The sequence below is a fragment of the Chryseobacterium sp. CS3K3.1 genome (assembly GCF_059515165.1).
Genome location: NZ_JCAKRV010000021.1, coordinates 1 through 26,704, shown reverse-complemented (window position 1 = coordinate 26,704; position 26,704 = coordinate 1). Strand labels below are relative to the sequence as shown.

Below are 26,704 nucleotides of genomic sequence, written 5' to 3'. Positions count from 1 at the left end.
AATTAAGAGATCACTCCTAATTCTTTTCCAACTTTTTCAAAAGCAGCAATCGCTTTATCCAGATGTTCTTTGGTGTGGGCAGCAGATAACTGTACTCTGATTCTTGCTTTTCCTTTCGGTACTACAGGATAGAAGAATCCGATGACGTAGATGCCTTCATCCATAAGCCTTTCTGCCATTTTCTGAGAAAGCGGTGCATCGTAAAGCATTACCGGAACAATAGCAGCATCTCCATCAGGAATATCAAAGCCTTTCGCTTTCATTTCTGTTCTGAAATATTCTGCATTTTCCATTACTTTATCACGAAGAGAGGTATCATCTGAAATCATATCCAATACTCTTAATGCAGCTCCTACGATACCAGGTGCCAGAGAGTTGGAGAATAAATAAGGTCTTGAACGCTGTCTCAGCATATCAATGATTTCTTTTTTACCGGAAGTAAATCCTCCCAAAGCACCACCTAAGGCTTTTCCTAAGGTAGAAGTAATGATATCTACTCTACCCATTACTTCATTCGCTTCGTGAGTTCCACGACCTGTTTTTCCGATGAAACCTGTTGCGTGAGAATCATCTACCATTACCAAAGCATCATATTTATCGGCAAGATCACAAACTCCTTTTAAATCTGCAACAATACCGTCCATTGAGAATACTCCGTCTGTAACGATGATTTTAAAACGGTGGTTCTTTTCAGAGGCGGCAATCAGCTGAGCTTCCAGATCCTCCATATTATTATTTTTATATCTGTATCTCGCTGCTTTACACAAACGAACACCATCAATGATTGATGCGTGGTTCAGTTCATCTGAAATAATAGCATCTTCTTCTGTAAACAGGGGTTCAAAAACACCTCCGTTGGCATCAAATGCAGCTGCGTAAAGGATGGTATCTTCAAGACCTAAGAAATCAGCAATTTTTTTCTCCAAATCTTTGTGAATATCCTGTGTTCCACAGATAAAACGTACAGAAGACATTCCGTATCCGTGAGATTGGATCATATCCTGCGAAGCTTTCATCACTTCCGGATGGTTGGATAATCCCAGATAATTATTGGCACAGAAGTTCAAAAGCTTTTTTCCGTTCGCTTCTATTTCTGCACTCTGCTGAGAAGTGATGATTCTTTCTCTTTTGTAAAGTCCGTCATTCTCAATATTCTGAAGTTCGTTCTGTAAATGTTGAAGGTATTTTTCAGAGATCATTTTTAGTAATTTTTTAGATGTGCTAATTTACTAAAAAGGCAGTAAAATAAAACCCTTTATCAGTTTAATTCTAAAAAATTGAAAAGGCTTTCACTTTTAACATTATTAGTCTACAAATTTAGTAGGATAATAGTTATATTTGTTTAAAATTTTAATGCATGAGACTAAAGCCGGTACAAAAAATAAAGACGATCAGTTCAGGAACCTTTATCAACACCCACATGAAGCCGGGAGTTCCGGTTATTATGGAAGACTTTGTGCATCCGGAAAGTCCAGCTTTTAAAAAGTGGAATTATGAGTATTTCAAAGAGATTGCAGGAGATCATAAAGTTAACATCTACGGAAGTGAGCTTGATTCCCTGGACAGAGTGGCCAGTGATCCTATTGCACAAACAACATTTTCAGAATATCTGGATCTCATCCAATCTGCTCCCACTGAACACAGGCTTTTCTTATTTAATTTATTAAAAATAAAACCTGAATTGAAGAATGACCTCATCTACAATGATGTAACGAATGGTAAAATACTGAAATGGCTGCCCTTTATGTTTTTTGGAGGAGAAGGTTCTGTCACCAGAAACCATATTGATATTGACATGTCCCATGTTTTTATCACCCAATTCCAGGGAATCAAGAGGATCTGGCTTTTCCCGTGGGAACAATCTGATTTTATGTATAAACTCCCCTACAATTTCCACAGTCTGGCTCAGATTAAAAACCCTGATTACCGAAAATATCCGGCCCTTCTCTATTTAAATGGCTATGAAGCTATCATTCATCCAGGTGAAACCCTTTATATTCCTTCCGGCTGGTGGCATTATATTCAATATGATACGGAAGGTTATTCGATATCAGTAAGGGCACTTCCCTCAAGTCCGCTTGAAAAATGGCGTGGATTTAAAAATCTTGTGATCACCAGACATTTTGATAATCTCATGCGTAAAATATTCAAAGAAAAATGGTTTGAATACAAAGTGAAAACGGCCAGAAAAAGAGGAGCCAGAGCAGCAAGAAAACAAAGAAGCTTTCAAATCTGAAAGCTTCTTTTGTCATATTTTGATTGATTGGTAAAAGTACTCATTCATACTTCACCGTTTGTTATTTTTAATGTTTGATAAATTTGATATTCTTTTCATCAATCGTAATAAAATAAGTTCCCGGAACCAATTCTGCAATTCCAATCGCTTTACCCGGCTGATACGTTCCTTTTCCAATCAGTTTTCCGTCTATGGCATGGATCGTAAAATCCGCAGGCCTGTCAATTCCTTTAAGATTAATTTCATTTTTGGCAGGGTTCGGATACAAACCAAAACCTTCCTTCTCAACAGAAGAAACACTTAACGTATTATCCTGAACCACTGTAGAGTTTTTCTCAAGAATCTGATATTCATAATTAAACTGAACACTTGCAATCGGGAATGTTACCGACTGTAAAAAGCTTTGGTTATTGGATGTATTATTAAGAACAAAGTAAGCAGTCTGCCCTGAAGTTCCCGTCACTTTAATTGGCAGAGGCATTTCGAAAAAGCTTACCGTAGAACTGCTTTGTGTCTGAGAAACTTTAAATAGAGCCTGATTTCCGCCCTGCATCCACTTGATGGTATACGTAGGATATCCTTCGCCATAAACCCAGTCATTGAAAAATTCTGTAAAATCTGTTCCGGTAGACTGAAGCAAAGAAGCGTTAAAATCAGCAGTACGAGCATAGCTGTATGCCAGGTTCGGTCTTGCATGATAATCTTTAATTGCCTGATAAAACGCAGCATCACCTAAAATCCATTTCAGCATTCTCAGCACATATCCTCCTTTAGCATAAGACAATCTGCTGTCAAATATTCTGTTGATGCTGGAAAGTCCGGAATCCGGGACATACACGCTTCCTGTTGTACTTGCGGTAATGTAGCTGGACTGGCCTTGTAAATAATTCAGAAATTCTGTATTGGTCATCAATAGTTTTTCATTGGCAAGATGCTCTCCAAAAGTTGCAAAACCTTCATTCAGCCAGATATCATTCCATGCACCACAGGTTACTTTATCTCCAAACCACTGGTGAGTAAGCTCATGGGCAATCAACTGCTTGCTCCATCCACCCATGGAAGACATCGTCTGATGTTCCATTCCTCCGCCATACATGAATTCCATGTGTCCGTATTTTTCATTACGGAAAGGATAAGAGCCAAAATAGGTTTCAAAAGTATTCATCACCTGTTTTGTCCAGTTAATATTGGCTATACTGGTGGCATTTGAATTCGTGGACGGATAAATATAGTTCACAAAAGGAAACGGAGGGTTTCCGATGGTATCATTAAGCTTAACAAAATTGGTAATAGACAGCGCAATCAGATAAGCCGGTGTAGGATACATTGTTCTCCAGAACGTAAGTTTGGTGTTTCCTGTAGGAAAAGTTTCAGACATCAGTTTTCCATTGGCTGCCACGCTGTAGTTTGAGGGAGTTGTAATTTTAAAATCAAATCTTTCAATTTTATCATTTAAACTTTGCTTTGTTGGAAACCAGTCCTGAGCGCCATAAGGTTCATTCAAAGTAGAAAGTACCGGAGTTCCGCTTTGAAGAGCAGTTTTAAATGCATCATTACTTGTGGACGGTGCTCCTGCATAATAAATGGTAAGAGAATCCAGTGTATTGGCGGGAATCGAGGCAGGAAAATCAATCTTCAGTTCTTTTGATGGAAGCTGCTGAAAGCTTGTAATGTTAGTTCCATGATATTTGACCTGAGAAACCGTTAATGAATTGGAAAGATCAAAATAAATGCTTCCCATACTTTGTGTAGGTTTGAAATGTGAAGTTACCGAACCTGAAATATTATACACTGCAGGATCAAGGCTGACGTCCATTCTCTGATACTGTAAATCATAATTCAGGGTATTGGGATTGATATTCCCGATATTCATCTTTTGGGTGAAGGATTTTTTCTCTTTTTCGATTAATCCTTTCATATCCGTATTTTGCCTTTGCTTCTGGCCATAAAATTGTTGAGACAATAACAATCCCAACACCAAAAGGTACAATTTTGTCATGTTTAGAAAAATTTAATCAAATATAAAAAAAACCTTTTAATCCATGATTAAAAGGCTGTTATAATATATAAAATAAAAAATTTTTACAAATCCAGTGCGGGTTCAAGAATTTTTTCCATTCTCTTCTTTACCATATCTACCGACCCTGAATAATTATTCACCATTAAAGAAAAAACCAATGTTTTTCCTGAATTGGTTTTCAGATAACCGGCTAATGTTTTTACTTTATTCAAAGTTCCTGTTTTCGCAAAAACCTGTCCGTTCCCTCCTGCATTGAACATTCTTTTCAATGTTCCGGATTGTCCTCCGATGGGCAAAGAAGTCAGATAAGATCTGTAGTATTTCTGATCCATCAGAGAAGTAAGAAATTTCACCTGGGAAATCGGGGTTACATTATTACTTCTTGAAAGTCCGCTTCCATCGATGTAATTAAGTCCGGCCATATCAAAACCTGCATCTTTCAGGTGATTAGTCACCACGATTCTTCCGGATTCTGAAGTCTGATCACCCATTTTCTGATATCCTACGGTTCTCAGCAAAGCTTCTGCCAGTGAATTATCACTGTGCTGGTTGGTATAATAAATAATATCACTTAAAGTAGGTGATTTATATGCTGAAAGCATTTTTCTGTTTTCAGGGGCTGCATCTGTCATTTTCGGAGTTACTTTTCCGGTAACAGGAATTCCGCTTTTCACCAGTGTTGTTCTGAAAGAGTTGGCAAGATAAGCCGGTGCATCAGGAAGTTTGGTTGTTAAAACTCCATTTCCTTCGTATTTATCAGCATATACCATCTGATGGTTGTAAGGAGAAACATAGAAGAATTTCTTTTCTGTAGAGAAACCTCCTTTTTTAACGATCAGTTTTTCGTTAGCCGGGTTGATATCGCGGGTACTTCCTGCAGGTAAATAATAGTTATTGTTTTCCAACCATACAACATTTTCCGGAAGCACTGAAATATTGCCTTTGAAAAGCGCTGTCTGAATGATAATATCACCATTTACCTTTTTGATTCCCTCTCTTGAAATACCGCCTACGAAATCTGAAATAATATCCCGATAAGATGCTGCACCTGCTTTATTGGTTCCCAAAGAAGGGTCTCCGCTTCCTATAACATAAAGATTTCCATTCAACACTCCGTTTTCATCTATCGTTCCTGAGTACTCCAGCTGAGTCATCCAACGGTAGTTTTCACCCAGCATATTTAAAGCCGTTTCCGTTGTCAGCAATTTGGTCGTAGAAGCAGGTACTAAAGGAGTATTTTCGTTGTACGAAGAGATAACCTTCTTCGTTTTCGGGTCATACACTACGAATCCCCAGGTTGCATTTTTCAGCACAGGATCCGCCATCATTGTGTTTACATTAATGTCTACCAGTTCTTTTGCTGACAAAACAGTTTTCTCCACCATCGTACTAACGGGTGAAGGCAGGTTTAAACTGCTTTTCTGATTGTCATAATTCTGGGAATAAAGAACGGTAGAAACGGTAGATTGAGCCAGGAAAAGACCAGAAGCCAACACCGCCGCACTTGAAATATATTTTCTGAAATTTACCATCTATCTTCTTTTTGTTCTGTAGTTTTGACTCTATAAAAAATGAAAGGTTAAATCATTCAGTAAAAGAGCCAAACACTTAATCAACGTCCAAAAGTAGAAATTATTGTTATATAACAGACCTTCGACCCGTTATAAAAGACTGTAAAGTTTGTTAAAAATTGTTAAAAATCAACAAAAACATCTTTTTTAATGCTTTGATATGCAGTGATTTCATCAAATTCTTTCAAACTTATCAAAACCATTTTTTTGAATTTCTCATAGTTTTTCCCACGGGGAAGCTTCAGCATAATCTGGAACTGATAGAAGTTATTCAGTTTTGCAATCTGTGCTCTTTCCGGGCCTAAAACACATTCTTCAGGAAGGTATTTTCTGAGGATTGAACCCAGAAACCGGGATGCCCGGTCTGCTTTATCCTCTCTCCTGTGTTTCAATTCAATCATGATCAGCTTGGTGAAAGGCGGATAATGGAACTTCTGACGTTCTGTAAGGATATATTTATAGATCTTGGCAGGATTATTCATCTTGATGAGCTGAAATACAGAATGATCGGGATTAAAAGTCTGAATAAGGATCCTTCCTTTTCCTGAAACCCTTCCGGCCCTTCCCGAAACCTGTGTGATCAGTTGATACGCTCTTTCTTCCGCTCTGAAATCCTGTACATATAATAAGGAATCCGCTTTAGGAATCGTCACCAGTTCAATATGATCAAAATCCAGTCCCTTGGAAATCATTTGGGTTCCTACAATAATATCCGTTTCTCCGTCTTCAATCTTTTCATAGAGTTTTTCGTAGGCAAATTTCTTACGCATAGAGTCCACATCCATTCTGTCCACCTCATTTTCCGGAAACAGTTTAGAAACTTCTTCGTGAATCTGCTCTACTCCCACTCCTCTTTCATTCAGTTTTTCAGAATTGCATTTCGGGCAGGTCTTCGGTTTTGAAGCTCTTTGCCCGCAATAGTGGCATTTCATTTCATTTGCAGCTTTGTGATAAGTCATGACTACATCACAATTGGAACAGTAGTTCACATAGCCACAGCTTTCACACTCTATGACATTGGAATAACCACGGCGGTTGTGAAGGACAATCGCCTGATTCTTTTCGTCCACCGTTTTCTTTATCTCTTCAATAAGCCTCAGCGAGAAATTTCCGGAAACCTTTTTAGATTCCTGAGCTTCTTTGAAATTGATCAGTTCGTATTCCGGCAAATTAACATTCCCGAATCTTTCGTTCAGGAAAACATATTTCATTTTATCTTTCCGGGCACTGTAGTAGCTCTCGACAGAAGGAGTAGCTGATCCCAGAATCACTCCGGCCTCATACATCCTGCCTAACACCAGAGACGCGTCTTTTGCATTAAAATAGGGAGATACTTCCCTTGGCCTGTAAGCAGAGTCATGTTCCTCATCAACGACAATAAGCCCAAGATTCCGGTAAGGTAAAAACAAAGCATTACGGGTTCCGATCAGAATGCGGATGTCGTTCTGCTTAATTCTTCTCCAGACTTCCACTCTTTCAAAATCAGTCAGTTTCTGGTGATAAAAACCGAGCAGCCTTCCATACTTCTTCTCTAATCTCTGGGTGATCTGTTTGGTAAGCGAAATTTCCGGAAGCAAAAACAAAACATTCTTTCCGTCACGGATGCATTCATCAATTTTCTCTAAATAGATATGGGTTTTCCCTGATGAAGTAACGCCATGAAGCAGGACATTCTTCCCTTCTTCAAAAGCTTCATCAATTTCAGCTTTTGCTGTTTTCTGCTGTTCGGAAAGTTCTTCAAGCTCTTCAATTTCTCCTTCATAGCTTTCAATCCTGTCTTTCTGCATAAAGTATTCCTCCACAAGACCTTTGTCTGCCAAAGGTTTGAAGTGGGAACTTCCGAAATAACCGTCCTCGAACAGTTCAGATTTTTTAATAGGAACGTCAGGATTTTCTGTTTGTTTTTCCAGAATAAGCAGGAAAAGATCTTTCTGTTTTTGAGCTCTGTTCAGTTTTAAAAGAATATCCGTAAGATTTTGATTGGCCAGAACCTCATCATTAATTCTTACATAAGCAACTTCCCTGGCTTTATACTTTTCAGCAATTTTCTCATCAATTTCAATGTACTGAAGATCAATCAATGAATTGATGGTCTTGATGATATCTTTTTTTGGAATAAATGCTTCAATATCCGTCAGATTGATCAGCTGCCGCACTTCCAAAGCCTGAATCAGATACATTTCGTTAACATCCAGATTTTCAAAATCAATAACAGCTCCGGGTTTTAATTTTAAATAGGTTTCACTTTCCAGTTTTAAAGAAGAAGGAAAAGAAAACCGGTAAATCTCTCCAAGGCTGCACAAATAATACTCTGAAAGCCAGTTCCAGAAATCAATCTGCTCCTGAGGAAGAATCGGCTGATCATCCAGCATGCTGATGACTTCCTTGGCCACAAATTTTTCCGGTGCATTATCATGAAGTTCAAAAACGATTCCCGTATAGATTTTCTTCCCGCCAAACGGTACCAGAACACGCATTCCGGGCTGGATTTCAGACATCATTTCTTCAGGAACTTTATAAGTGAAAGATCCTTTTAGATTCAGGGGTAAAACAATTTGAGCGTACTGCAAGGGAAATATTTAAAATGTAAAATTAGATTTTTCCTGACAGAACTGCAACTTTACAGAAATTCTTTCATAATCTTTAACCAAGAACCTGAAACTGCATTCTATTCTTTACTTTCTCCTTATTTTTGTCCATTCCGTAGGAATCTAACCCATTCCGATATTTTTTAATGTCTAGAATTACATTGATCAAAAACAATGATATGACAGGCTGGATTCCTGCGGAATGACAAAGCGTATGGATAAAAGATCAACACAAATTCAGAAAGGATCGAAGATAAGGATTCATGAATGATTAAAAAAGCAGTTCTGTCATCTCATACCAAAATGCAGAGGTAATAAATCCGACAATGATACTGACTCCGATGATCAGATTCGTCAGTTTTGTGTTCAGCCTGAACTGTTCTGCAATGATACTTGAGGTTACGAGTGTAGGCATTGCTGCTTCAAATACTGTAATCTTAGCTACATCTCCTTTTATTCCGAATAACAAAGCCATTCCCAGAACAATTGCGGGTGCCAGAATCAATTTATAAAGCATCGACATCGACATTTGAGGGATCAGTTTTTTCCATCCATTGAATTTCAGCTGTAACCCGACTGAAAACAGAGCTAATGGACTTACCGTAGCGGCCAGCTTATCAAAAAATGGTTCTGCAACGGTAAAGTCAATGAACTGAGACAATACCAAAGCAGAAATACAGCCAATTAAAGGTGGAAATGTTATTAATCTCTTTAAAATAAATGCCGCGCTCACCTTTCCTGATTTACTTCCCCCTTTTACTGCAGCAATAATTCCCAGGGTTGAAAGGGCAAAGAACATCGTCTGGTCACAGATGATTGCAATACTCAAAAGCCCTTCGCCATAAAAAGCACTGATTAATGGAAACCCTATGAACGAAGTATTACTATATCCGCTTGCCAATTCTAATGTACTTCTGGAACGCCTTGAATATCCCCTGCTCTTACTGTAAAACATCATAAAAAAGAAACAGAACACAGAAATTAAAAATGTGGCTGCAATCGGGAACAGCATTTCTGTTGTCCATTTTACTTTGGGCAGATATTTAAACGAAACTGCCGGAAGAGCAAGATAAAGAATCCAGGTATTGATGCCTTTGTGAGCATCGGGGTGGATAGATTTTGTTGCTTTGAATATCATTCCTGCAATGATACACACTGCAATCAGAACAAAATTTACCATAACTGTAATAAAATATGAGGCAAATTTACGGCTGATTTTTGAGTTGGAGGGGTAAAATTTATATTTTTTTCGGTAGAATTTCTAATGAAACTTTTCAGTATTAACCCTTATAGGTTTCAAAAACCTATAAGGTTTGCAAAAGTTTTTTCAAAATAGATATTAATCTTTCATCACATCCCAAAGGCTCATTAATTCTACCTTTTCCAAAGGTTTTGAAAGGGTAATTTTTTTTGAAGTTCCTGGAAGAAGGTCAAAGAAATTATCACTGAAATGAGTATCACCGATTAAATAAATGTCCTTAGCCAGCTTATCTGTTGAGATTTCAATTTCCGTGGGTGATATTTTTCTTATTTTAATATCAGGTTGTAAGAGTTTCAGATCTTTTGGTTTACTAAAGAAGAACAGTTTTTGAAATTTTGCATCCTTTTCGGAGCTAATCTTCAAAACGGCTTCAGACAGATTAAACTGAGACAAATCCAATTTACTGATACTTCGTACTTTCTTGCTTGCATCAGCATTAATAAGATTTGACTGGCTGGCTTTCCAAAGTATTTTTCCTGTGAAATCAATCAATTCAAATTTTGTCTCTGTTTTCAGTTCTTTCAAGAGATCGCTTATCAGATAGATGTCGTAGCTTTTTTCGGTTTCCGCTATTGATGCCAAAACAGGTTCAAAGCTTCTTTTCGCCTGATAATGGAAGGATTTCCAGTTTCCAAGGTAATCAATAGAAGACCAGGAAACCACCGGCCAGCAATCATTCAGCTGCCAATACAGCGTTCCCATATTATAAGGTTTTGCACGGCGGTGAGCTTCAATAGCGATCTGCATTCCTCTTGCCTGCAAGAGCTGTGAAACGTAGTTGTATTGTACAAAGTCCGTTGGAATTTTGTAATCACGCTTCAGATATTCATTAATGATATCCCAGCCACGGGCGTGCTTTTCGTGAGCTTTTATCGTTGGATTCTGAAGGTTTAAATCCGGAACTCCGGAAAACATTGATTTTGTCGTTTCAAGAGTTGGTGTACCCTGAAAGCCATATTCAGACATGAATCGTCCAACTTTTTCATTATAAATTTCAAAGGGCTGCTCACCCCACCAAACGCCCCAGTAATGAGAATCTCCTTCGGTAAGACTTTCCTTATGTCCCCAGCCAATGGACGGAGAACTCGGCCAGTATATATTTTTATCAGAAGAAAGGTTTTCCGCCAATGCGTTTGGAATAACATCATGAAACAGTTTTTTGTAGTCTTTCCAAACCTGAAGAGAGTCATTTTTTGAATAGTTGAACTGTTTCTGATATCCCCAGTTGACAATCGCTTCATCAATTTCATTATTCCCGCACCACAAAGCAATGGACGGATGATTCTGAAGTCTGTTGACCTGGTCTTTTACTTCTTCTTTTACATTGTTTAAAAACGCTTCATCTGCCGGATAAAAGCTTCCCGCAAACATAAAATCCTGCCACACTAGTATCCCGTTTTCATCACAGGCTCTGTAAAATTCATCATCTTCATAAATACCTCCGCCCCAGATACGGATCATATTCATATGGGCTTCTTTGGTATCCCTGATCAGTTTCCGGTATTTTTCTTTGGTCATTCTGGGTGAAAAGCTGTCTCCCGGAATCCAGTTGGTTCCTTTGATATACAGTGGTTGCCCATTCACTTTAAAATAGAATGATTTTCCCTTTTCACCTTTTTCTTGAATCAATTCAACGGTCCTTAAGCCTATCCTGATATTTTTAGTATCAATATTTTTCTGATCTTTAGATAGTTTCACTTCAAAATCATAAAGATGAGCTTCACCACGCCCGTTAGGCTGCCAGAGCTTCATCCCTTTTGTTTCATAAGGAACAGAAACTGTATTGATTCCTTTTTTCAGAGATACTTTTCTGTGGATTTTATTAAGATCTAAGGTATAGCCTCCTGCATTTTCAGCATAAATTTCTATGTCAAAATGTAAGTCTGTAGAAGTTCCAGAGGTGCTTTTCTGAATATCTTTAACAGTTATAATTTTGGCATTATTCCAGCATTCTAATTGCACATTTTTCCAAATTCCTGCCGTAACCAATCTTGGTCCCCAATCCCAGCCAAACTGATATTGTGCTTTTCTCACAAAACTTCTTGGTGATTCCGGTAGGGTGAACGGAACTTTTTTGGCTAATTCCTTTCCGGTATTCACAGCGGATGTAAACTTAATCTGCAATGTATTATGGCCCGGTTTCAAATATTGTTTCACCGGAATATTCCATTTTCGGAACATATTGTCTGTTTTCTTTAACAGTTTTCCGTTAAGATAAATTTCTGAAAATGTATCCAGACCGTTAAAAACAAGATCGATATTGTCATTCCTTAATTCCTGAGAGGAAATCATAAATTCAGTCTGGTAATCCCAGTCTTCATTTTCAACCCATTGTACTTTCTTTTCATTTTCATCCTTAAAAGGATCAGAAATAATCTTATTATCCATTAAATCCAAATGAACGGTTCCCGGAACTTTCGCAGGAAACCAGTTTGAGTCTTTTGAATTTTTAAACTGCCAGTTCTCCGAAGACAAGCTTCTTTGTGAAAACTGTGCAGAAAGGATATTCTGCATAAAAAGTAAAGCAAAAAGGGCAGTTCTATTCATCAATAAATTTGTTTACAATTCTATGGATTCCATATTTAATAAGTTCATTATTAAAATTAATAAGCAATCCCAATTTTATGTTAGTCTGTTTGAGATAAGTCAATACTTGTGAGTGAAAAATAGGATGTAACTCCAATACAGATTTCACTTCTACAATAACTTTATCTTCTACAATCAAATCAATTCTGTATGCATTTTCTATGTATACTTCTTTATACCTTAAAGGTAAAGATAGTTGTTGTTTAATATTGAGTCCCAACATTTTTAATTCATAAACTAAAGCAGTTTCATATGCATTTTCTAAAAGACCAACTCCTAAGTTCTTATGCACTTCTATTGCTGCTTCTATTATTTTGTAGGATAATTCGTTTTCTGTCATTCATTTGTGTGTTTTTATTTTTATTGTGTAGTTTTTAAACGCAAAGTTTCATATTTGGCTCTATAATATTTTAAGGAAGCGAAGATGGAATCGATTTTCAATCGATTGGATGAAGCTATTATTTTCAAGCTTAATCAGCGGCTTTGCCGCAATACTTTGCTCACTCAATATATCATACATTTTATCTATTAAACTTTGCGTTTAAATAAACAACGATAATATCACTAAATATTATTTACTTTTCAGAGCAACCACTTCATCCGCATTCGCAAAAGCCCCACCATCAGTAATAGCGGAAGAGTGAAAATATCCTGCATTTGTAAGGGTTCTTATCTCTTCAATATTGGATGAACGAAGACCTCCTCCGACAAGGATTTCTATTCTTCCGTTGGATAATTCAACAAGCTTTTTCAGATTCTCTTTTCCTTCAGATACATTGGGTCTCTGACCGGAGGTAAGAATGGTTGTAAAACCACATTCGATTACTTTTTCCAGAGATTCTTCCAGGCTTGCAGCACGGTCAAAAGCACGGTGAAAAGTACATGGAAACGGTGCGGCCAACTCTACTAAAGCTTTATTCTGTTCTATATTAACCTCATCATTTTCATCCAGAATACCGAATACAAAACCGTCTGCATGTAATGATTTTAAATGAGCCAGGTCATTTTTCATCTGTTCAAATTCCGAATCTGAATACGTAAAATCTCCACCTCTCGGACGGATCATCACAAAAATCGGGATTGTAATTTTTTCACGAAGCTTCTTCATCGTTTCGAAATCCGGAGTCGTTCCGCCTTCACTGAGTCCATCACATAATTCTATTCTGTCTGCTCCGTTTTCAAAAGCGATAATCGCTGATTCAGGATTAAAACAAGCTATTTCTATTTTTGACATTGTATTGTATCTATTTAATTTGATTTTGGTTCTTCCTGCAATACATCTGCAATCAAAAAAGAACCGTTTTCTTTTACTACTCTTATTACTGATGGATATTCTGCTTTAACATTTTTATCTGTCAGCACTACATTGAAGAGATATTCATCTGTTGAGGAGAGTTCTAAATCACAGCTTCCAACTTCAATTTTATCCCAATCCTGTGCTGCAATCAGGAAGCCCGCTCCAACACCTGCTTTACTTACATCAAATCTGGTTCTCCATTTATCCTGAAATTCTTTTTCAGTAAGGCCTCCGCTTACATCCAGGTCAACATTCATTGCATCCATTTTATAATCGAAGTAGTCTTTGGTTGTGATTTTCCGCATATTCTTTTCTTCACTTCCGATATCGGCTTTAAAGTAATCTACAATACTCTTTTCCAGCCATTTTTGGGCTTCTTCAGCTTCATTAGACTCATTATGCAAAACTACTTTTTCTTTTATTGGCTGGATTTCACCATCTTTTTTTATCTCCTTCTTTTCTTCCTTGCAAGCAATAATCATAAACAAGGAAGCGATAATCGTTCTTTTCATATTTGTTTTATGTTTTGGCTAAAGCCAATGGGTATCTTTTATTTGTTTAAATGGACTGAAGCCCATTCCTATTGAATTTTTAATTATTTCAAAGCAAATTCAGGCTTTTCAAGGCGGTTTCCTTTCTGATCGTACACCGCAAAGTTGAATCCATCCTGAATACAGTAAGCCCCATATTCTCCCTGTTTATTGATGGCAATAAAACCTACCTGAATATCTTTCAGATTTTTGTTTCTTCGCTGATTGATTTTTACAATTCTCTCTACAGCTTCTTTACAGGCTTCCTGTGGATTTCTGCCTTGTCTCATCAATTCAACTACAAGATGTGTTCCTACCGTTCTTATGACTTCTTCACCGTGACCTGTTGCCGTAGCCGCTCCCACTTCATTATCTACAAACAAACCTGCTCCGATAATTGGGGAATCTCCTACTCTGCCATGCATTTTGAAAGCCATTCCACTGGTAGTACAGGCTCCGGAAAGATTTCCTTGTGCATCCAAAGCGATCATTCCGATGGTATCATGGTTTTCAATATTGGCAATGGGCTTGTATTGGCTGGTCTTTAACCATTCTTTCCATTCTTTTTCTGATTCAGGGGTGAGAAGATTCTCTTTTTTAAAACCTTGTGAAAGGGCAAACTGCAGTGCACCGTCCCCAACCAGCATAACGTGGGGTGTTTTTTCCATTACGGCTCTCGCAACCGAAATCGGGTTTTTAACATGTTCCAGACATGCTACGGAACCGATATTATAATTCTCATCCATGATACAGGCATCCAGCGTCACTCTTCCGTCTCTGTCCGGACGGCCTCCATATCCTACACTTCTTTCTTTGGGATCTAATTCTACGAGACGTACTCCCTTTTCTACGGCATCCAGAGCTCGCCCTCCTTTTCCAAGGATGGTCCATGCTTCTTCATTGGCTTTTAATCCGAAATTCCAGGTGGAAAGAACGATAGGTTTATTGATGATTTTTTTACTTTCAGGTCGTTCTGCGGCCATTAGTTCTAAAGGGTTAATGGTAAGTGCTGCGGTTGCAATTCCCAGTTTTTTGATAAAACTTCTTCGGTTATTGTTCATTGGATGTAAGAATTATTTAATACAAAGCAAATATCTTAAAAAAATCCGTTGAAAATCTTATGGTTTTCCCACTATTTTTCTTGGCAATTTTTTATTATTTTTATAATGGTTATTTTAATTAATATATATGTTTAAAACCTTTAGAAAAATGGATTGCTTTAAGGAATTATCGGATGAAGAAATCCAGGTCCTTGTAAGCATCAGTACTCCTAAGCTTCTTCGGAAAAAAGAAAAACTATTAGAGCCCGGTCAGCCGTTTAACTATTTATTTATATTGACCAATGGTCTTTTGAGATTTTTCTTTGACGATGAAAACGGAGTTGAAATTAATACTTTTCTGCCCTCAGAAAAAGAGGTTGCCTTTCTGGAGAGTCCGGAATCTTATTCTGCTGAAGGTACTAAAAAGTATACCATACAAGCCGTGATTGATTCTCAGATTATTCTTTTTAACAAAGGTGAATTTGAGCAGACTGCCTTTCAGCATAAAGGAATTTACAATTTGTATTTGAAATCGTTGAAACAGATTATCAGCATTTTATCAGCACGCACAGAGCAGTTCTGCAGGAGCTCGCCGCTTTCCCGTTATGAAGATTTTCTGAACAGCCATCCGTTTGTCTGTCAAAATGCCAACAGAAAATACATTGCTAATTTTCTGGGCATCACTCCCAATTCCCTTTCCCGTATTACTGCCCGCGACAATAAAAAAAAGAATCAAGGAAAAAAATAACTTAAGAATATTTTTAATTGTTGCATTCAGTATAATTTTGTCCGGTCAAAAACTTGTTCTTCACCACTAAAAAAACCAAATGAAAAAAAATATAATCATCTCCAAAGCATTCCATCTTATAGAATAGTCTTTACATCTTAACAGGATTAATATGTGATTGTCCCGATATTCATCGGGATCTGAATCTGTATTTTCTTAAGTCAAAATTTTATTACCATATATATTTATGCAAAGAATAACCACCATTCTCTGCCTGTTACTGGCATGCAATTTTGCTCAGGCATCTACAGGCAATCTTGAAGACAAAATAGCCGATGGAGCTTCCTGGCTAATACTGGTTGTATTGCCAGTTGCCGGAATTTATCTCTTCTGGAAGGTTCATATTTATCCGGAAAAGGTAGCAGAAAAGAAAAATCATCCTCAATTGAACGCTATCAAAAGCATGTGCCTTCTTTCACTGGTCTTTGGCGGCCTTTTATGGCCGGTTGCCTTAATCTGGGCCAACTATGATTATGGAAATCAAACGGCTCCTGAAAAGGAAACAGACAAAACAAATTTACCTGAAGAAGAATTTAAACCCATCGAAAATTAAAAGACATGCTGGAATTACTAGTCGCAATATATGCCGGGATTTGCTGGCTTCTCATTAAAAAATTAAAATTGATCCCGTGGACATTTACCACGCAGGTAATAGTGTATTCACTGCCTATTTTCGGATCTATCGCCTTGATATTGAGTTTAAATTATTACTGTCCCATTACCTCTGATGTAAAGGTGGGAAACAGAAGTGTGGATATCACTACCCAGGTTTTGGGAAAGGTAAAAAAAGTATATGTAAGTACCAACCAGGAAGTAAAAAAGGGAGATACTTTATTTATGCTTGACAGGGAGCCCTATTTACAGGAAATTAAATCACTGGAAGCTAAACTGAGCAGTATGAAAGCTACTGTACATTCTTATGATGCAGACATTTCGGCCTCCAGAAAAAATATTACGGCATTACAGTCGCAGCTTGATCTTGCCAACAGACGAGTATCTCAATATCAGGAGCTTGTACAGGCAGGAGCTGCCAACAAATTTGATCTTGAACAGGCGATAACCAATGCACGTGATCTGCAATCCAGAATCAGTGCTGCACAGTCACAACAGCAGTCTTTGGAAACAAAATCCAATGCTTCTTATGGTGGAGAAAATTCATCAGTGTCTGAGATCCAGGCTAAGCTGGAACAGGCCAAATGGAATCTCTCTCAAACCGTTGTTCTGGCACCTACGGATGGTGTGATTCCGAATGTTCAGCTGAATGAAGGAGCTATTATGGCACCTTTCAAATCTGCATTTGTTCTGATTCAGAAACAACAGTCAGTCATTGGATTTTTTGCTCAGAATGAACTTGAATCAGTAAAAAAAGGAGATGAAGTAGAGCTTGCTCTTAAAACAGAACCTGGAAAAGTGGTGAAAGCCAGACTTGAATATGTCATTGATGCTACCAGCCAGGGGATCATGAATAATGCAGGAGGAATGCTGGGCGGAAATGGTTCTACAGCCGGACTTCCTGATACGGCAAGACAATTGCCGGAAACCGATGGAAAGCTTATTGCCAAATTTGTACTGGAAGACAATCAGAAACAGCTTACAGTGGGAGCAAGAGGAACTGCGGTAATTTATTCTGACCACATTAAACCTCTTCATCTTATCAGAAAAGTAATGGTGCGTATCAACAGCAAAATCAACTTCCTGATTCCTAAACTTCATTAACATGTATAAAAAGTTAATTTTAGTGAGCATACTTGCTGGATCCTTAAGCTCCTGCATCGGTTATAAAGAGGCTACGAAGGAAAATATAGATCAGCTTAAAGAAAAGAGTGAAATTGCTTCTCATATACAAATTCCTGATGACTGGATTTTTGACAGAAAGGCTGGATCAAAATCAATTTCCTACGACTGGATTAATGATCTTAAGACCCCACAGCTGGAATCCCTGGTTAAAGAAGGAATGTTATACAATGCAGATCTTATTATTGCCAGAGAAAAGCTTAATCAGATTGAGCTGGCGATGGAAATTGCCGGAAGCGACCTTTATCCGAGCGTAAGTGCTGTGGCCAACACTTCGAATAATCTGGTCAGTGGCAGCCAGGTGCAGCGCCTTGCATTAAAAGCCAATTGGGAAATTGACCTTTGGGGTAAAAATAAATCTTCACAGATGGCCAGCACCAGCAGTTATTTTTCTGCAAAACATCAGAATACACTGCTGCATCAGTCTATTGCAGGAATGATTGCCAAAGCTTATTATCTGAATATTGCAGGAAACATTCAGGAAGATAAGATTGAAAGCTATATTCAGAAGACCAAAGACCTGGAAAAGCTCTATATCATTCAAAAGAAAATTGGAACGGCAAATGCTATCGATGTGTCCAATATTTCTGCCGAAATTATTTCCCTGCAGGGTTATCTTGAAAAGATTAAAAATGCCAATATGCAGTCGAGAAGGTCTCTGGAGCTTCTTACCGGAAAGTATCCGGAGGGAAAGCTGGCAACCCAGAATTTCTTTAATTCCGTAAAAAGCAGTATTCCTGAATCTTTTCCTCTGGAACTTCTTGAAAACCGATCAGACATACAGGCCAGTCATTTCCAGATCGAAAAAGCTTTTTATGAAGTACAGGAAGCTAAAGCAGCAAGACTTCCCTCATTAAGTATCAGTTCTTCGCTTGGTAGTGCCGGAAGTAATGTGGAATCCATTAATTCTTTATTTTCCAATCCTTTGGTAAAAGTGGGCGGAGGATTAGTTTCTCCGCTATTCAACGGTGGAAAGCTGAAAAAGAATGTGGAAGTAAAAAATTCCCAGCAAAAACAGGTTGTTGAAGAATATTCAAAAGCTGTTCTGAATGCATTGAACGAAGTGGAATCTTCTTTAGCTAATCTCCGTTCTATTGAAAGACAGATGGCTTATACAACCAACGCTGTCAATGAACTGAAAAACAATATTTCTCTTACCGAGAAACAAATAAAGGTCGGTACCAGCAACAGTTTTGTACTGATCCGTAAACAAAGAGATCTTTTGAAAAATGAAATGAACCTCATCAATCTGGAACTTCAGTACAGAATAGAGCGCATTAATCTTTATATGGCTTTAGGTGCGGAGAATTTTATTTATTCATAATTTTTATACTTGGGAGACTGCAGAAATAATCTGCAGTCTTTTTTATAATTTATAAGGTATCAATGAGGCAATTTGTCTCTGAAATATCCATATACCCATGTTCCGGCAATAGCGCTCAGTAAGGTAACAGATACGGCTAAAGCACCCGTCCCGATCTGAGCAAAAAGAGGTCCCGGACAGGCTCCGGTTATCGCCCAGCCAAAACCAAAAATCAATCCACCGTAGATCTGACCTTTGTTGAACTTTTTAGGGGTCAATGTAATAGGTTCCCCATACATTGTTTTTATTTTAAATTTTTTAATCAGCCACACTGAAATCATTCCTACCAATACAGCACTTCCAATAATTCCGTACATATGGAAAGACTGCAGGCGGAACATTTCCTGTATTCTGAACCAGCTGATCACCTCTGCTTTTACGAAAATAATTCCAAAAATAATTCCTGCGGCAAGGTATTTCAGATTGTGATACCATTGGTGAGTAAGGTTACTTTCGTTCACACAAACAGCATCCTGATGACGTATATCCTGTTCTTTTTCTTTGATCATAATGTAATTCTCTTTTTAAAATTATATTTATAGGGAAAGAATGATGGGCAGAACAAAGTTTGCCATTAAAAATCCACCGATCATGAAACAGACTGTTGCCACCAAAGACGGCCACTGCAGATTGGAAAGCCCCATAATGGCATGTCCGCTGGTACATCCGCCCGCATATCTTGTTCCGAAGCCTACCAAAAATCCTCCCACAACCATCATGATAAATCCTCTAAGGGTCAACAGGCTTTCGAAATTCATCAGTTGTAACGGAACCAGATTGCTGTAATCTGTAATTCCGTAGCCTGCCAATTCTGCTTTCAGGTCAGGATTCACTGTTATTTCATTGGGATTTATCAAAAAATGGGCAGTCATCATTCCTCCGAAGAAGATTCCCAGGACAAAAAATAAATTCCAGGCTTCTTTTTTCCAGTCGTATCTGAAAAAATTCACATTGGCCGGAACACAGGCTGCACAGATATGCCTTAGTGAGGAACTGATTCCAAAGGATTTATTTCCCATAATCAATAAGGCAGGCACAGTAAGCCCAATCAACGGACCAGCAATATACCACGGCCAGGGTTCTTTTATAATCTCCAGCATTTTTCTATTTATTTAAAATTTTAGTCTGACACACAAAATCACTTGTAGGAACATTTGTGGAGGCAATGGCATTAAAACCACCTTCAATTTCTGAAAAGTTTCTGTAGCCTCTTGCCTGAAGGATACTCGCTGCCATTGTGCTTCTATAGCCGCTTCCACAATGCATGTAGAAATGTTCTGCTGGCTCTATCTCATGAATCCATTCATTGATATAGGCCAGAGGTTTACTGTAAGCTTCGTGAATATGTTCTGCATGGTACTCACTCTCTTTTCTTATATCAATAATTTTTGCTTCTTTCTCTTTGATTTCAGTTTCAAACTGTTCTGCAGAGATACGGTTAACAAAGTCAGTTTCCTTTCCGCTTGTTTTCCAGCTTTCAAAACCTCCGTCCAGAAAACCTAAAATATGATCAAATCCTACCCTGCTCAACCGGGTTACCGTTTCTTCTTCAGCTCCTTTTTCAGTGACCAGCAGAATAGGCTGGTTGACATCAGCAATTAAAGCACCCACCCAAGGGGCAAAATCGCCATCCAATCCTATATTAATGGACTGCGGGATAAAACCTCCGGCAAATTCACGATTGGATCTTACATCTAAAATCAAAGCTCCTGAGGCTTCAGCAATTTCTTTAAACTGTTCCGGAGCAAGGGCATGCAATCCTTTTGAAAGTACTTCATCAAAACTGCTGTACCCTTTTTTATTCATCATCACATTCATTCCGAAATACGCTGGTGGAGGTAAAAGACCATCCGTTACTTCTTTTATAAAGCTCTGTCTGTCCTTTTGATTCAGGGCATAATTGGTTCTTTTTTGATTTCCCAGAGTATCTACTGTTTCTTTCTGCATATTTTTACCGCAGGCTGAACCGGCTCCATGAGCTGGATAGACTATAATATCATCATCTAAAGGCAAAATCTTATGATACAAACTATCATATAAAAGTCCTGCCAGTTCTTCCTGGGTCATATTTGCTGCTTTCTGCGCCAGGTCTGGACGGCCAACATCCCCAAGGAATAAGGTATCACCACTAAAAAGAGCCTTTTCATTGCCATTTTCATCCATTAAAAGGTAACATGAACTTTCAAGGGTATGTCCGGGTGTATGAAGAACTTTAATTTTAATATCTCCTAGTTCAAATATCTGTTCATCTTCTGCAATAACTGCATTAAAGTCGGGATTGGCTGTTGGCCCGTAAACAATCGGTGCTCCGGTTTTATGGCTTAAATCCAGATGTCCGCTGACGAAATCTGCGTGAAAATGGGTTTCAAAGATATATTTCAATTTTACTTCATCTTCTTTCAGTCTGTTGATATAAGGCTGAGTTTCTCTTAAAGGATCAATAATAGCGGCTTCTCCGGCTGAGGTTATATAGTAAGCCCCCTGAGCAAGACATCCTGTATAAATCTGTTCTATTTTCATTCTGTTTTATTTTGATTTGTTATCTGATACAAATTTCCTGCTTTCTGCTTTCCTGTACAGCTACTTTTGTTACATAAGAACATTAAAGGAAGATTTCTTTCGTAATAATATAAATACCCATGATCAGGATAAACCACCCGAATGCGGGTTTCAGCTTTTTACCGTCAATTCTTTTGGATAATTGCGATCCTATTATAATTCCGGCAATGGCAATGACCGTAATAGAAATCAAAAGTTTCCATTCTATTTTCATATGATTTACAGAAGAAAAAAAGCCGATCAGAGAATTGAGCGAAATAATAGCTAATGAAGTCCCTATTGCAATCTTCATGGGAATTCTTAACAGGTTAACCAATGCCGGAATGATCATAAAACCGCCCCCTGCTCCTACCAATCCCGTTAAAATACCAACTATTGAACCCTGTCCGGCTGCCATAAAAGTACTATTCTTGTTCGTAATGCTTTCTAAAGGTTCTTCTGTAGAATTTCTTTTTATCATTTTATAGGAAGCAAGAATCATCAAACCGGCAAAAACCAGTAATAAAAAAATGTTCCTGGTAATAGTAAAATTGTGTATTTGAAGTATTTCTTCAGGAATCAGAGGAAGAATATATTGTCTTGTCAGAAAAATCGAAATTACCGAAGGTATTCCGAATATCAGCGCCACTTTAAAGTTAATCAACCCTTTTTTCAAATAGGACACGGAGCCCACCAAACTACTGATTCCCACTACAAAGAGCGAATATTCTGTGGCCAGAAAAGCATCGACTCCAAATAGATAAACGAGTACGGGAACGGTGAGAATACTACCTCCTCCTCCGATTAACCCCAGAGAAATACCTATTAAAACGGCCGCTGTATATCCTATAATTTCCATTTCTATTCAAATAATTCTGATACAAAAATGGGAATATGAATGAAAGTCTACAGCTACTTTTGTTACATAAGAAGATTTTTTCTATGACCACCCCGTCAAAAATTCTTTGAATTTTTGCCACCCCTCCGGAGGAGGGGAATATGAGTGCCTTCGATTAAATTGAGGGAGAACTTATGAGTTCAGGGTTTTCAGGAGCACGATTTTATTTCTGCCCAGCTTGAGTCTTCCGTCTTCTTCCAGCTGTTTAAGGAGCCTGGAGACCACTACTCTTGCTGTTCCCAGCTCATTGGCCAGCTGCTCATGGGTTGTATGAATGGTTTCAGAACCGGTAAGCTCAGATTTTTTCTGCAACAGGTTGAGAAGTCTCTCGTCTACTTTTTTGAAAGCAATGGCATTGATGATATCTAAAAGTTCTTCAAATCGTTTATGGTACAATCTGAAAATATAGTCCAGCCATTCCGGATGTTCTTTGATGAATAAAGACACCTTGTCTACCGGTAAGAAAAGTATTTCCGCATCCTCTTCTATCTCTGCTTTTACAATGCTTTTTTCATTGTGCATGCCACCCAGAAAAGACATGATACAGCTTTCTCCGGCTTTGATGTAGTATAATAAAATTTCGCGTCCGTCTTCTTCAGTTCTGATCACTTTCAGCATTCCTTTCATCACAATAGGAATGGAACGGATGGAAGCATTTTCATCTAAAATAATGTCACCTTCATGATAATTTTTCGTTGTACCATACTGATACAGCTTTTCTACCAGTTCCGGAGATGATGAGAATTCGGAAGAAAGTATGGTATCGTCCTGCATTTTTTATTCTAATTTACACCAATTTCATCAACAAACAACCATGCTTTGGAATCTGCTCCGGGATTTCCTGCGGGAATAATACCTGCATTTTCGATAGTTACTTTCAGGTATTTTGTATTCTGCGTTCCCACATTCACTTTGATTTTTCCGCCGGCCTTCTGGATTTCAGGCGTACCGATCTCTTTAATCAATTTGAAATTCTTATTATCATCAGAAACAAAAATCTTTGCAGATTTAGCCAGATGAATCCAGCTTCCTTTATTCTCAAGGGTATTGAAGTACACTTCTGTGAAAGCTGTTTTCTGACCAAAATCTATGGTTGCCACCACATCTTTACCCTGAAAGCCCAGCCACGTTTTACCCAGCTGTTTTACATTTCCGATAATTCCATCCACCAGAGTGAAAGCGCCTCCAAAAGAATAATTTTCATTGGGTTGCTGCTCCAATGTTATGCTTTTTCCTGTGGTCTTGGAAATCGTAAATTGCTGTGATGAAACAGCACTCTTTAATTGCCCGTCTTCAAAATAGGCTGACTTAAGTGTTAAAGAATTAGGAATCTGAACGGCATTCTGATAGGTCTCAGAATTAATGGAAGGGTTTGTTCCATCCAGTGTATATCGGATACCATTTGAGTTCTGTGAAGTGGAAAGCTCGTAAGCAATTCCGTTATTGGAAGGAATTACTTTTCCGGTGATGTTATAAATGCTTCTCGCATAATTCACCTTCATACCATCCAGAACTTTAAACTGGTTAATCACTCTGTTTTCAAATTCTTTATAGTTCTTAGGATCTGAAGTTCCCCATCCCACTTCAGAAAGTGCCATTAATCTTGGGAAAATCATATACTGAACCTGTTTGAAATCTAAAATATATTCTGTCCAGAGATTCGCCTGAACTCCCATGATGTACTTACTCTGTTCTGCATTCAGTTCGGAAGGAATAGGATTGTAAGAATATACTTTTTCCAAAGGCGTAAATCCTCCAAAAGCATTAGGTTCAGACTGTGGGTCTCCCTGATAGTGGTCAAAATAACAGTAGGCACCGGGAGTCATTACAGCAAAGTGTTTTGATTTTGCAGCTTCAATACCTCCGTTCACGCCTGTCCAGCTCATTACGGCCGCATTCGGAGCTAATCCGCCTTCTAAAATTTCGTCCCAGCCAATAATTTTTCGGCCTTTGCTGTTGACATGTTTTTCAATCCGTTGAATAAAATAGCTTTGTAAGCCATGTTCATCTTTTAAATTATTTTTCTTAATCAGTTCCTGGCAGTGCGCACATTCCTTCCATCTTGTTTTCGGGCATTCATCACCACCAATATGAATGTATCGGGAAGGGAATAATTTGATGACCTCATCCAGAACATTTTCAAGAAACGTAAAAGTTTCATCTTTCGGGCAGAAAACATCATCAAAGACACCCCATTTTGTAGCGGGTTCAAAAGGACCTTTGGTACATGCCAGTTCAGGATATGCCGATAATGCTGCCAAAGCATGCCCAGGCATTTCAATTTCCGGAACCACGGTAATATGTCTGTCCTGAGCATATTTCACCACGTCTTTTATTTGTTCCTGTGTATAAAAATAAGGACCGTAAGGTTTTCCGTCAAAAGTATTATCCACATAAGCCCCAATCATGGATTCTTTACGTTTTGAACCGATCTGAGTAAGCTTAGGATATTTTTTGATTTCAATTCTCCACCCCTGATCATCCGTTAAATGCCAGTGGAAGGTATTCAGTTTATACATTGCCAGATAATCTATATACTGCTTCACTTCATCTACTGTGAAAAAGTGGCGGCAGACATCCAGGTGCATTCCTCTCCATGCAAACTTTGGCTGGTCTTCGATTTTCATAGCCGGAATATTCTTTCCTTCTTTATACTGTTCAATAAGTTGGATCAAAGTTTGAAGAGCCAGAAAGTATCCTTGTTTAGTGTAAGACTTTATATGGATCTGTTTTGGAGAAATTTCTAATGAATAATACTCCTTTTTCTGTTCAGCATCTGTTCCTGGTGCCTGAGGAATTATAGAGTTCGTTAAATGAATATTACCACCCTTTTGAGCATATTGAAATTCTACCTGAGAACCTATTCTCTTTTTGAAATATTCTGTTTCCTCTTTTGGCAGGTTACCGCTTAGTACGAAAGTTTTTGGGATTACAAATTCTCCCTGTAAAAGTTGAACTTTTTGAGGATAAGGAATTAGGTTTAATTTATTCTGGGCAAAAATCACGTTTGAAATCAATACAAAAAGTACTAAAAAAGTCCGTATCATTGGATGTGGTTAAGGTTTGAGCTAAGATAATTATTTTTCAAAACTCTTTGGGCCTTTTTTTAAAACAAATTAAAGACCTCATGGATTGGGATCCCTATAAGATGAAGTATTTACAGCTTTTAAATCATTCTGTCTAGAAATTATTCTATAAAATACGGTTTATTATGGTTTGTTTTTTGTTCAATTTAGTCGACTTAAAAAAATTAAAGGTTTAAATTTGTAAAAAAATAAGATGAAAAAAAACATTTTTCTGGCAGCCGCTTTATTATTTTCTTTATCAGCTCATGCACAAATTTTTGATATTATAAAATCTACGGTTAAAGACAAAACGGGTGTAGATCTTAATGTTCCGGTAAAAAATAATGGTACAGCAACTTCTACTAAGACTACCACTACCACCTCCGGTAATTCTTCGGCCAATATTGGAAACCTTACTTCCAGTCAGATTTCCACAGGATTAAAAGAAGCTTTAAGTATGGGCGTAACGGATGGTGTAAAAAAGCTGGCAGTAACCGATGGTTTTTTCAAGAATGAGGCCGTAAAGATTTTAATGCCTGAAAAATTAAGAAAAATTGATACTACCCTACGTTCAATCGGGATGGGAAGCCTTGCGGATGAAGGGGTAAAATTATTAAACAGAGCTGCTGAGGATGCCGTAACAGAGGCTGCTCCTATTTTTACAAACGCGATTACTTCTATGACGATTACGGATGCTAAAAACATTTTATTAGGGAGTAATAATGCTGCAACCAACTATCTGCAGGGAAAAACCCAGACTCAGCTGTTCAATGCCTTTCAGCCTAAAGTAAAAGCTTCTTTAGGTAAGGTAGGTGCTGATACGCTTTGGAAAAACCTGATTTCAAAGTATAATACGTTTACCGGACAGGCTGTTACCACAGATCTTAATGAATATGTTACTACAGAAACTATCAATGGAGTTTTCAAAATGGTAGCAGATAAAGAAAGCGGGATCAGAAATACACCTGCCATGAGAACTACGAGTATTTTACAGAAGGTGTTTGGAGCTCAGGATGGGAGATAAATAAGATTAGACTAAATATATAAAAGCTGTTTCATGATGAAACAGCTTTTTTATGTTTAATTTCTTTTGTCTTGAAACAAAAGAAACAAAAATTCAAGACCTGGAT

The 26,704-nt window shown here is 37.9% G+C and carries 22 protein-coding genes; 6 read left to right on the top strand and 16 right to left on the bottom strand.

The window, feature by feature from the left end; all coding sequences use genetic code 11:
- Positions 1-2: 2 nt before the first annotated feature.
- Positions 3-1,199, bottom strand: coding sequence for a glycine C-acetyltransferase (gene kbl, locus AC5YGI_RS17920; protein WP_454511618.1), 1,197 nt, complete (start codon positions 1,197-1,199; stop codon positions 3-5).
- A gap of 158 nt (positions 1,200-1,357) precedes the next feature.
- On the opposite strand from kbl, the gene AC5YGI_RS17915 reads away from it, so the two are divergent.
- Positions 1,358-2,236, top strand: a complete 879-nt coding sequence (locus AC5YGI_RS17915) for a cupin-like domain-containing protein (RefSeq protein WP_330745715.1) — start codon at positions 1,358-1,360, stop codon at positions 2,234-2,236.
- Between the two features lie 67 nt (positions 2,237-2,303).
- Here AC5YGI_RS17915 and AC5YGI_RS17910 read toward each other — a convergent pair whose 3' ends face one another.
- The 9 genes from AC5YGI_RS17910 to AC5YGI_RS17870 all read right to left on the bottom strand — a co-directional run bounded on the left by AC5YGI_RS17910 (position 2,304) and on the right by AC5YGI_RS17870 (position 15,150).
- Positions 2,304-4,235: a M1 family metallopeptidase gene (locus AC5YGI_RS17910; RefSeq protein WP_330745714.1), complete on the bottom strand. Its 1,932-nt coding sequence runs from the start codon at positions 4,233-4,235 to the stop codon at positions 2,304-2,306.
- Between the two features lie 83 nt (positions 4,236-4,318).
- The gene (dacB, locus tag AC5YGI_RS17905; RefSeq protein ID WP_446106362.1) at positions 4,319-5,788 is read right to left on the bottom strand and encodes a D-alanyl-D-alanine carboxypeptidase/D-alanyl-D-alanine endopeptidase; all 1,470 of its coding nucleotides are present in this window, start codon (positions 5,786-5,788) and stop codon (positions 4,319-4,321) included.
- A 161-nt stretch (positions 5,789-5,949) separates the two neighbouring features.
- Complete coding sequence (gene priA, locus AC5YGI_RS17900; protein WP_496169115.1) at positions 5,950-8,397, bottom strand: replication restart helicase PriA; 2,448 nt, start codon at positions 8,395-8,397, stop codon at positions 5,950-5,952.
- A gap of 289 nt (positions 8,398-8,686) precedes the next feature.
- Positions 8,687-9,595, bottom strand: coding sequence for an AEC family transporter (locus AC5YGI_RS17895; protein ID WP_123278032.1), 909 nt, complete (start codon positions 9,593-9,595; stop codon positions 8,687-8,689).
- Positions 9,596-9,754: 159 nt separating this feature from the next.
- On the bottom strand, positions 9,755-12,223 hold the full coding sequence (locus AC5YGI_RS17890; RefSeq protein WP_496169114.1) for a beta-mannosidase: 2,469 nt from the start codon (positions 12,221-12,223) through the stop codon (positions 9,755-9,757).
- Positions 12,216-12,602 carry a GxxExxY protein gene (locus tag AC5YGI_RS17885; RefSeq protein WP_496169113.1) on the bottom strand — a complete coding sequence of 129 codons (387 nt, stop codon included), beginning with the start codon at positions 12,600-12,602 and terminating at the stop codon, positions 12,216-12,218. Before AC5YGI_RS17885 ends, AC5YGI_RS17890 begins: the two co-directional genes overlap by 8 nt.
- 231 nt (positions 12,603-12,833) lie before the next feature.
- Positions 12,834-13,496: a copper homeostasis protein CutC gene (locus AC5YGI_RS17880; RefSeq protein WP_330745708.1), complete on the bottom strand. Its 663-nt coding sequence runs from the start codon at positions 13,494-13,496 to the stop codon at positions 12,834-12,836.
- Positions 13,497-13,510: 14 nt separating this feature from the next.
- Positions 13,511-14,071: a hypothetical protein gene (locus tag AC5YGI_RS17875; RefSeq protein ID WP_330745707.1), complete on the bottom strand. Its 561-nt coding sequence runs from the start codon at positions 14,069-14,071 to the stop codon at positions 13,511-13,513.
- A gap of 83 nt (positions 14,072-14,154) precedes the next feature.
- Positions 14,155-15,150: an isoaspartyl peptidase/L-asparaginase family protein gene (locus AC5YGI_RS17870; protein ID WP_496169112.1), complete on the bottom strand. Its 996-nt coding sequence runs from the start codon at positions 15,148-15,150 to the stop codon at positions 14,155-14,157.
- 148 nt (positions 15,151-15,298) lie between these two features.
- Between AC5YGI_RS17870 and AC5YGI_RS17865 the strand changes: the two genes are divergently transcribed.
- From AC5YGI_RS17865 to AC5YGI_RS17850, 4 genes are all read left to right on the top strand, one after another.
- Positions 15,299-15,877, top strand: a complete 579-nt coding sequence (locus tag AC5YGI_RS17865; protein ID WP_496169111.1) for a Crp/Fnr family transcriptional regulator — start codon at positions 15,299-15,301, stop codon at positions 15,875-15,877.
- Between the two features lie 226 nt (positions 15,878-16,103).
- A complete protein-coding gene (locus tag AC5YGI_RS17860) occupies positions 16,104-16,469 on the top strand; it encodes a DUF3302 domain-containing protein (RefSeq protein ID WP_330745704.1) in 366 nt (121 codons plus the stop codon).
- Between the two features lie 5 nt (positions 16,470-16,474).
- Entirely contained in the window at positions 16,475-17,632 is a 1,158-nt protein-coding gene (locus tag AC5YGI_RS17855; RefSeq protein ID WP_496169109.1) for an HlyD family secretion protein, read from the top strand.
- 22 nt (positions 17,633-17,654) lie between these two features.
- Entirely contained in the window at positions 17,655-19,034 is a 1,380-nt protein-coding gene (locus AC5YGI_RS17850) for a TolC family protein (protein ID WP_496169107.1), read from the top strand.
- 59 nt (positions 19,035-19,093) lie between these two features.
- Here AC5YGI_RS17850 and AC5YGI_RS17845 read toward each other — a convergent pair whose 3' ends face one another.
- The 6 genes from AC5YGI_RS17845 to AC5YGI_RS17820 all read right to left on the bottom strand — a co-directional run bounded on the left by AC5YGI_RS17845 (position 19,094) and on the right by AC5YGI_RS17820 (position 25,556).
- A complete protein-coding gene (locus AC5YGI_RS17845; RefSeq protein WP_446106371.1) occupies positions 19,094-19,582 on the bottom strand; it encodes a DUF6691 family protein in 489 nt (162 codons plus the stop codon).
- A gap of 27 nt (positions 19,583-19,609) precedes the next feature.
- Complete coding sequence (locus tag AC5YGI_RS17840) at positions 19,610-20,173, bottom strand: YeeE/YedE family protein (RefSeq protein ID WP_454511610.1); 564 nt, start codon at positions 20,171-20,173, stop codon at positions 19,610-19,612.
- A gap of 4 nt (positions 20,174-20,177) precedes the next feature.
- The gene (locus AC5YGI_RS17835) at positions 20,178-21,593 is read right to left on the bottom strand and encodes an MBL fold metallo-hydrolase (RefSeq protein WP_496169105.1); all 1,416 of its coding nucleotides are present in this window, start codon (positions 21,591-21,593) and stop codon (positions 20,178-20,180) included.
- An 82-nt stretch (positions 21,594-21,675) separates the two neighbouring features.
- On the bottom strand, positions 21,676-22,470 hold the full coding sequence (locus AC5YGI_RS17830) for a sulfite exporter TauE/SafE family protein (protein ID WP_496169104.1): 795 nt from the start codon (positions 22,468-22,470) through the stop codon (positions 21,676-21,678).
- 171 nt (positions 22,471-22,641) lie between these two features.
- Positions 22,642-23,283: a Crp/Fnr family transcriptional regulator gene (locus tag AC5YGI_RS17825; RefSeq protein ID WP_496169102.1), complete on the bottom strand. Its 642-nt coding sequence runs from the start codon at positions 23,281-23,283 to the stop codon at positions 22,642-22,644.
- 8 nt (positions 23,284-23,291) lie between these two features.
- Complete coding sequence (locus AC5YGI_RS17820; RefSeq protein WP_496169100.1) at positions 23,292-25,556, bottom strand: glycoside hydrolase family 20 protein; 2,265 nt, start codon at positions 25,554-25,556, stop codon at positions 23,292-23,294.
- 232 nt (positions 25,557-25,788) lie between these two features.
- Here AC5YGI_RS17820 and AC5YGI_RS17815 point away from each other — a divergent pair, with 232 nt between their 5' ends.
- Positions 25,789-26,598 (top strand): DUF4197 domain-containing protein, encoded by an 810-nt coding sequence (locus tag AC5YGI_RS17815; RefSeq protein WP_496169098.1) that lies wholly within the window; start codon positions 25,789-25,791, stop codon positions 26,596-26,598.
- Positions 26,599-26,704 lie beyond the last annotated feature (106 nt).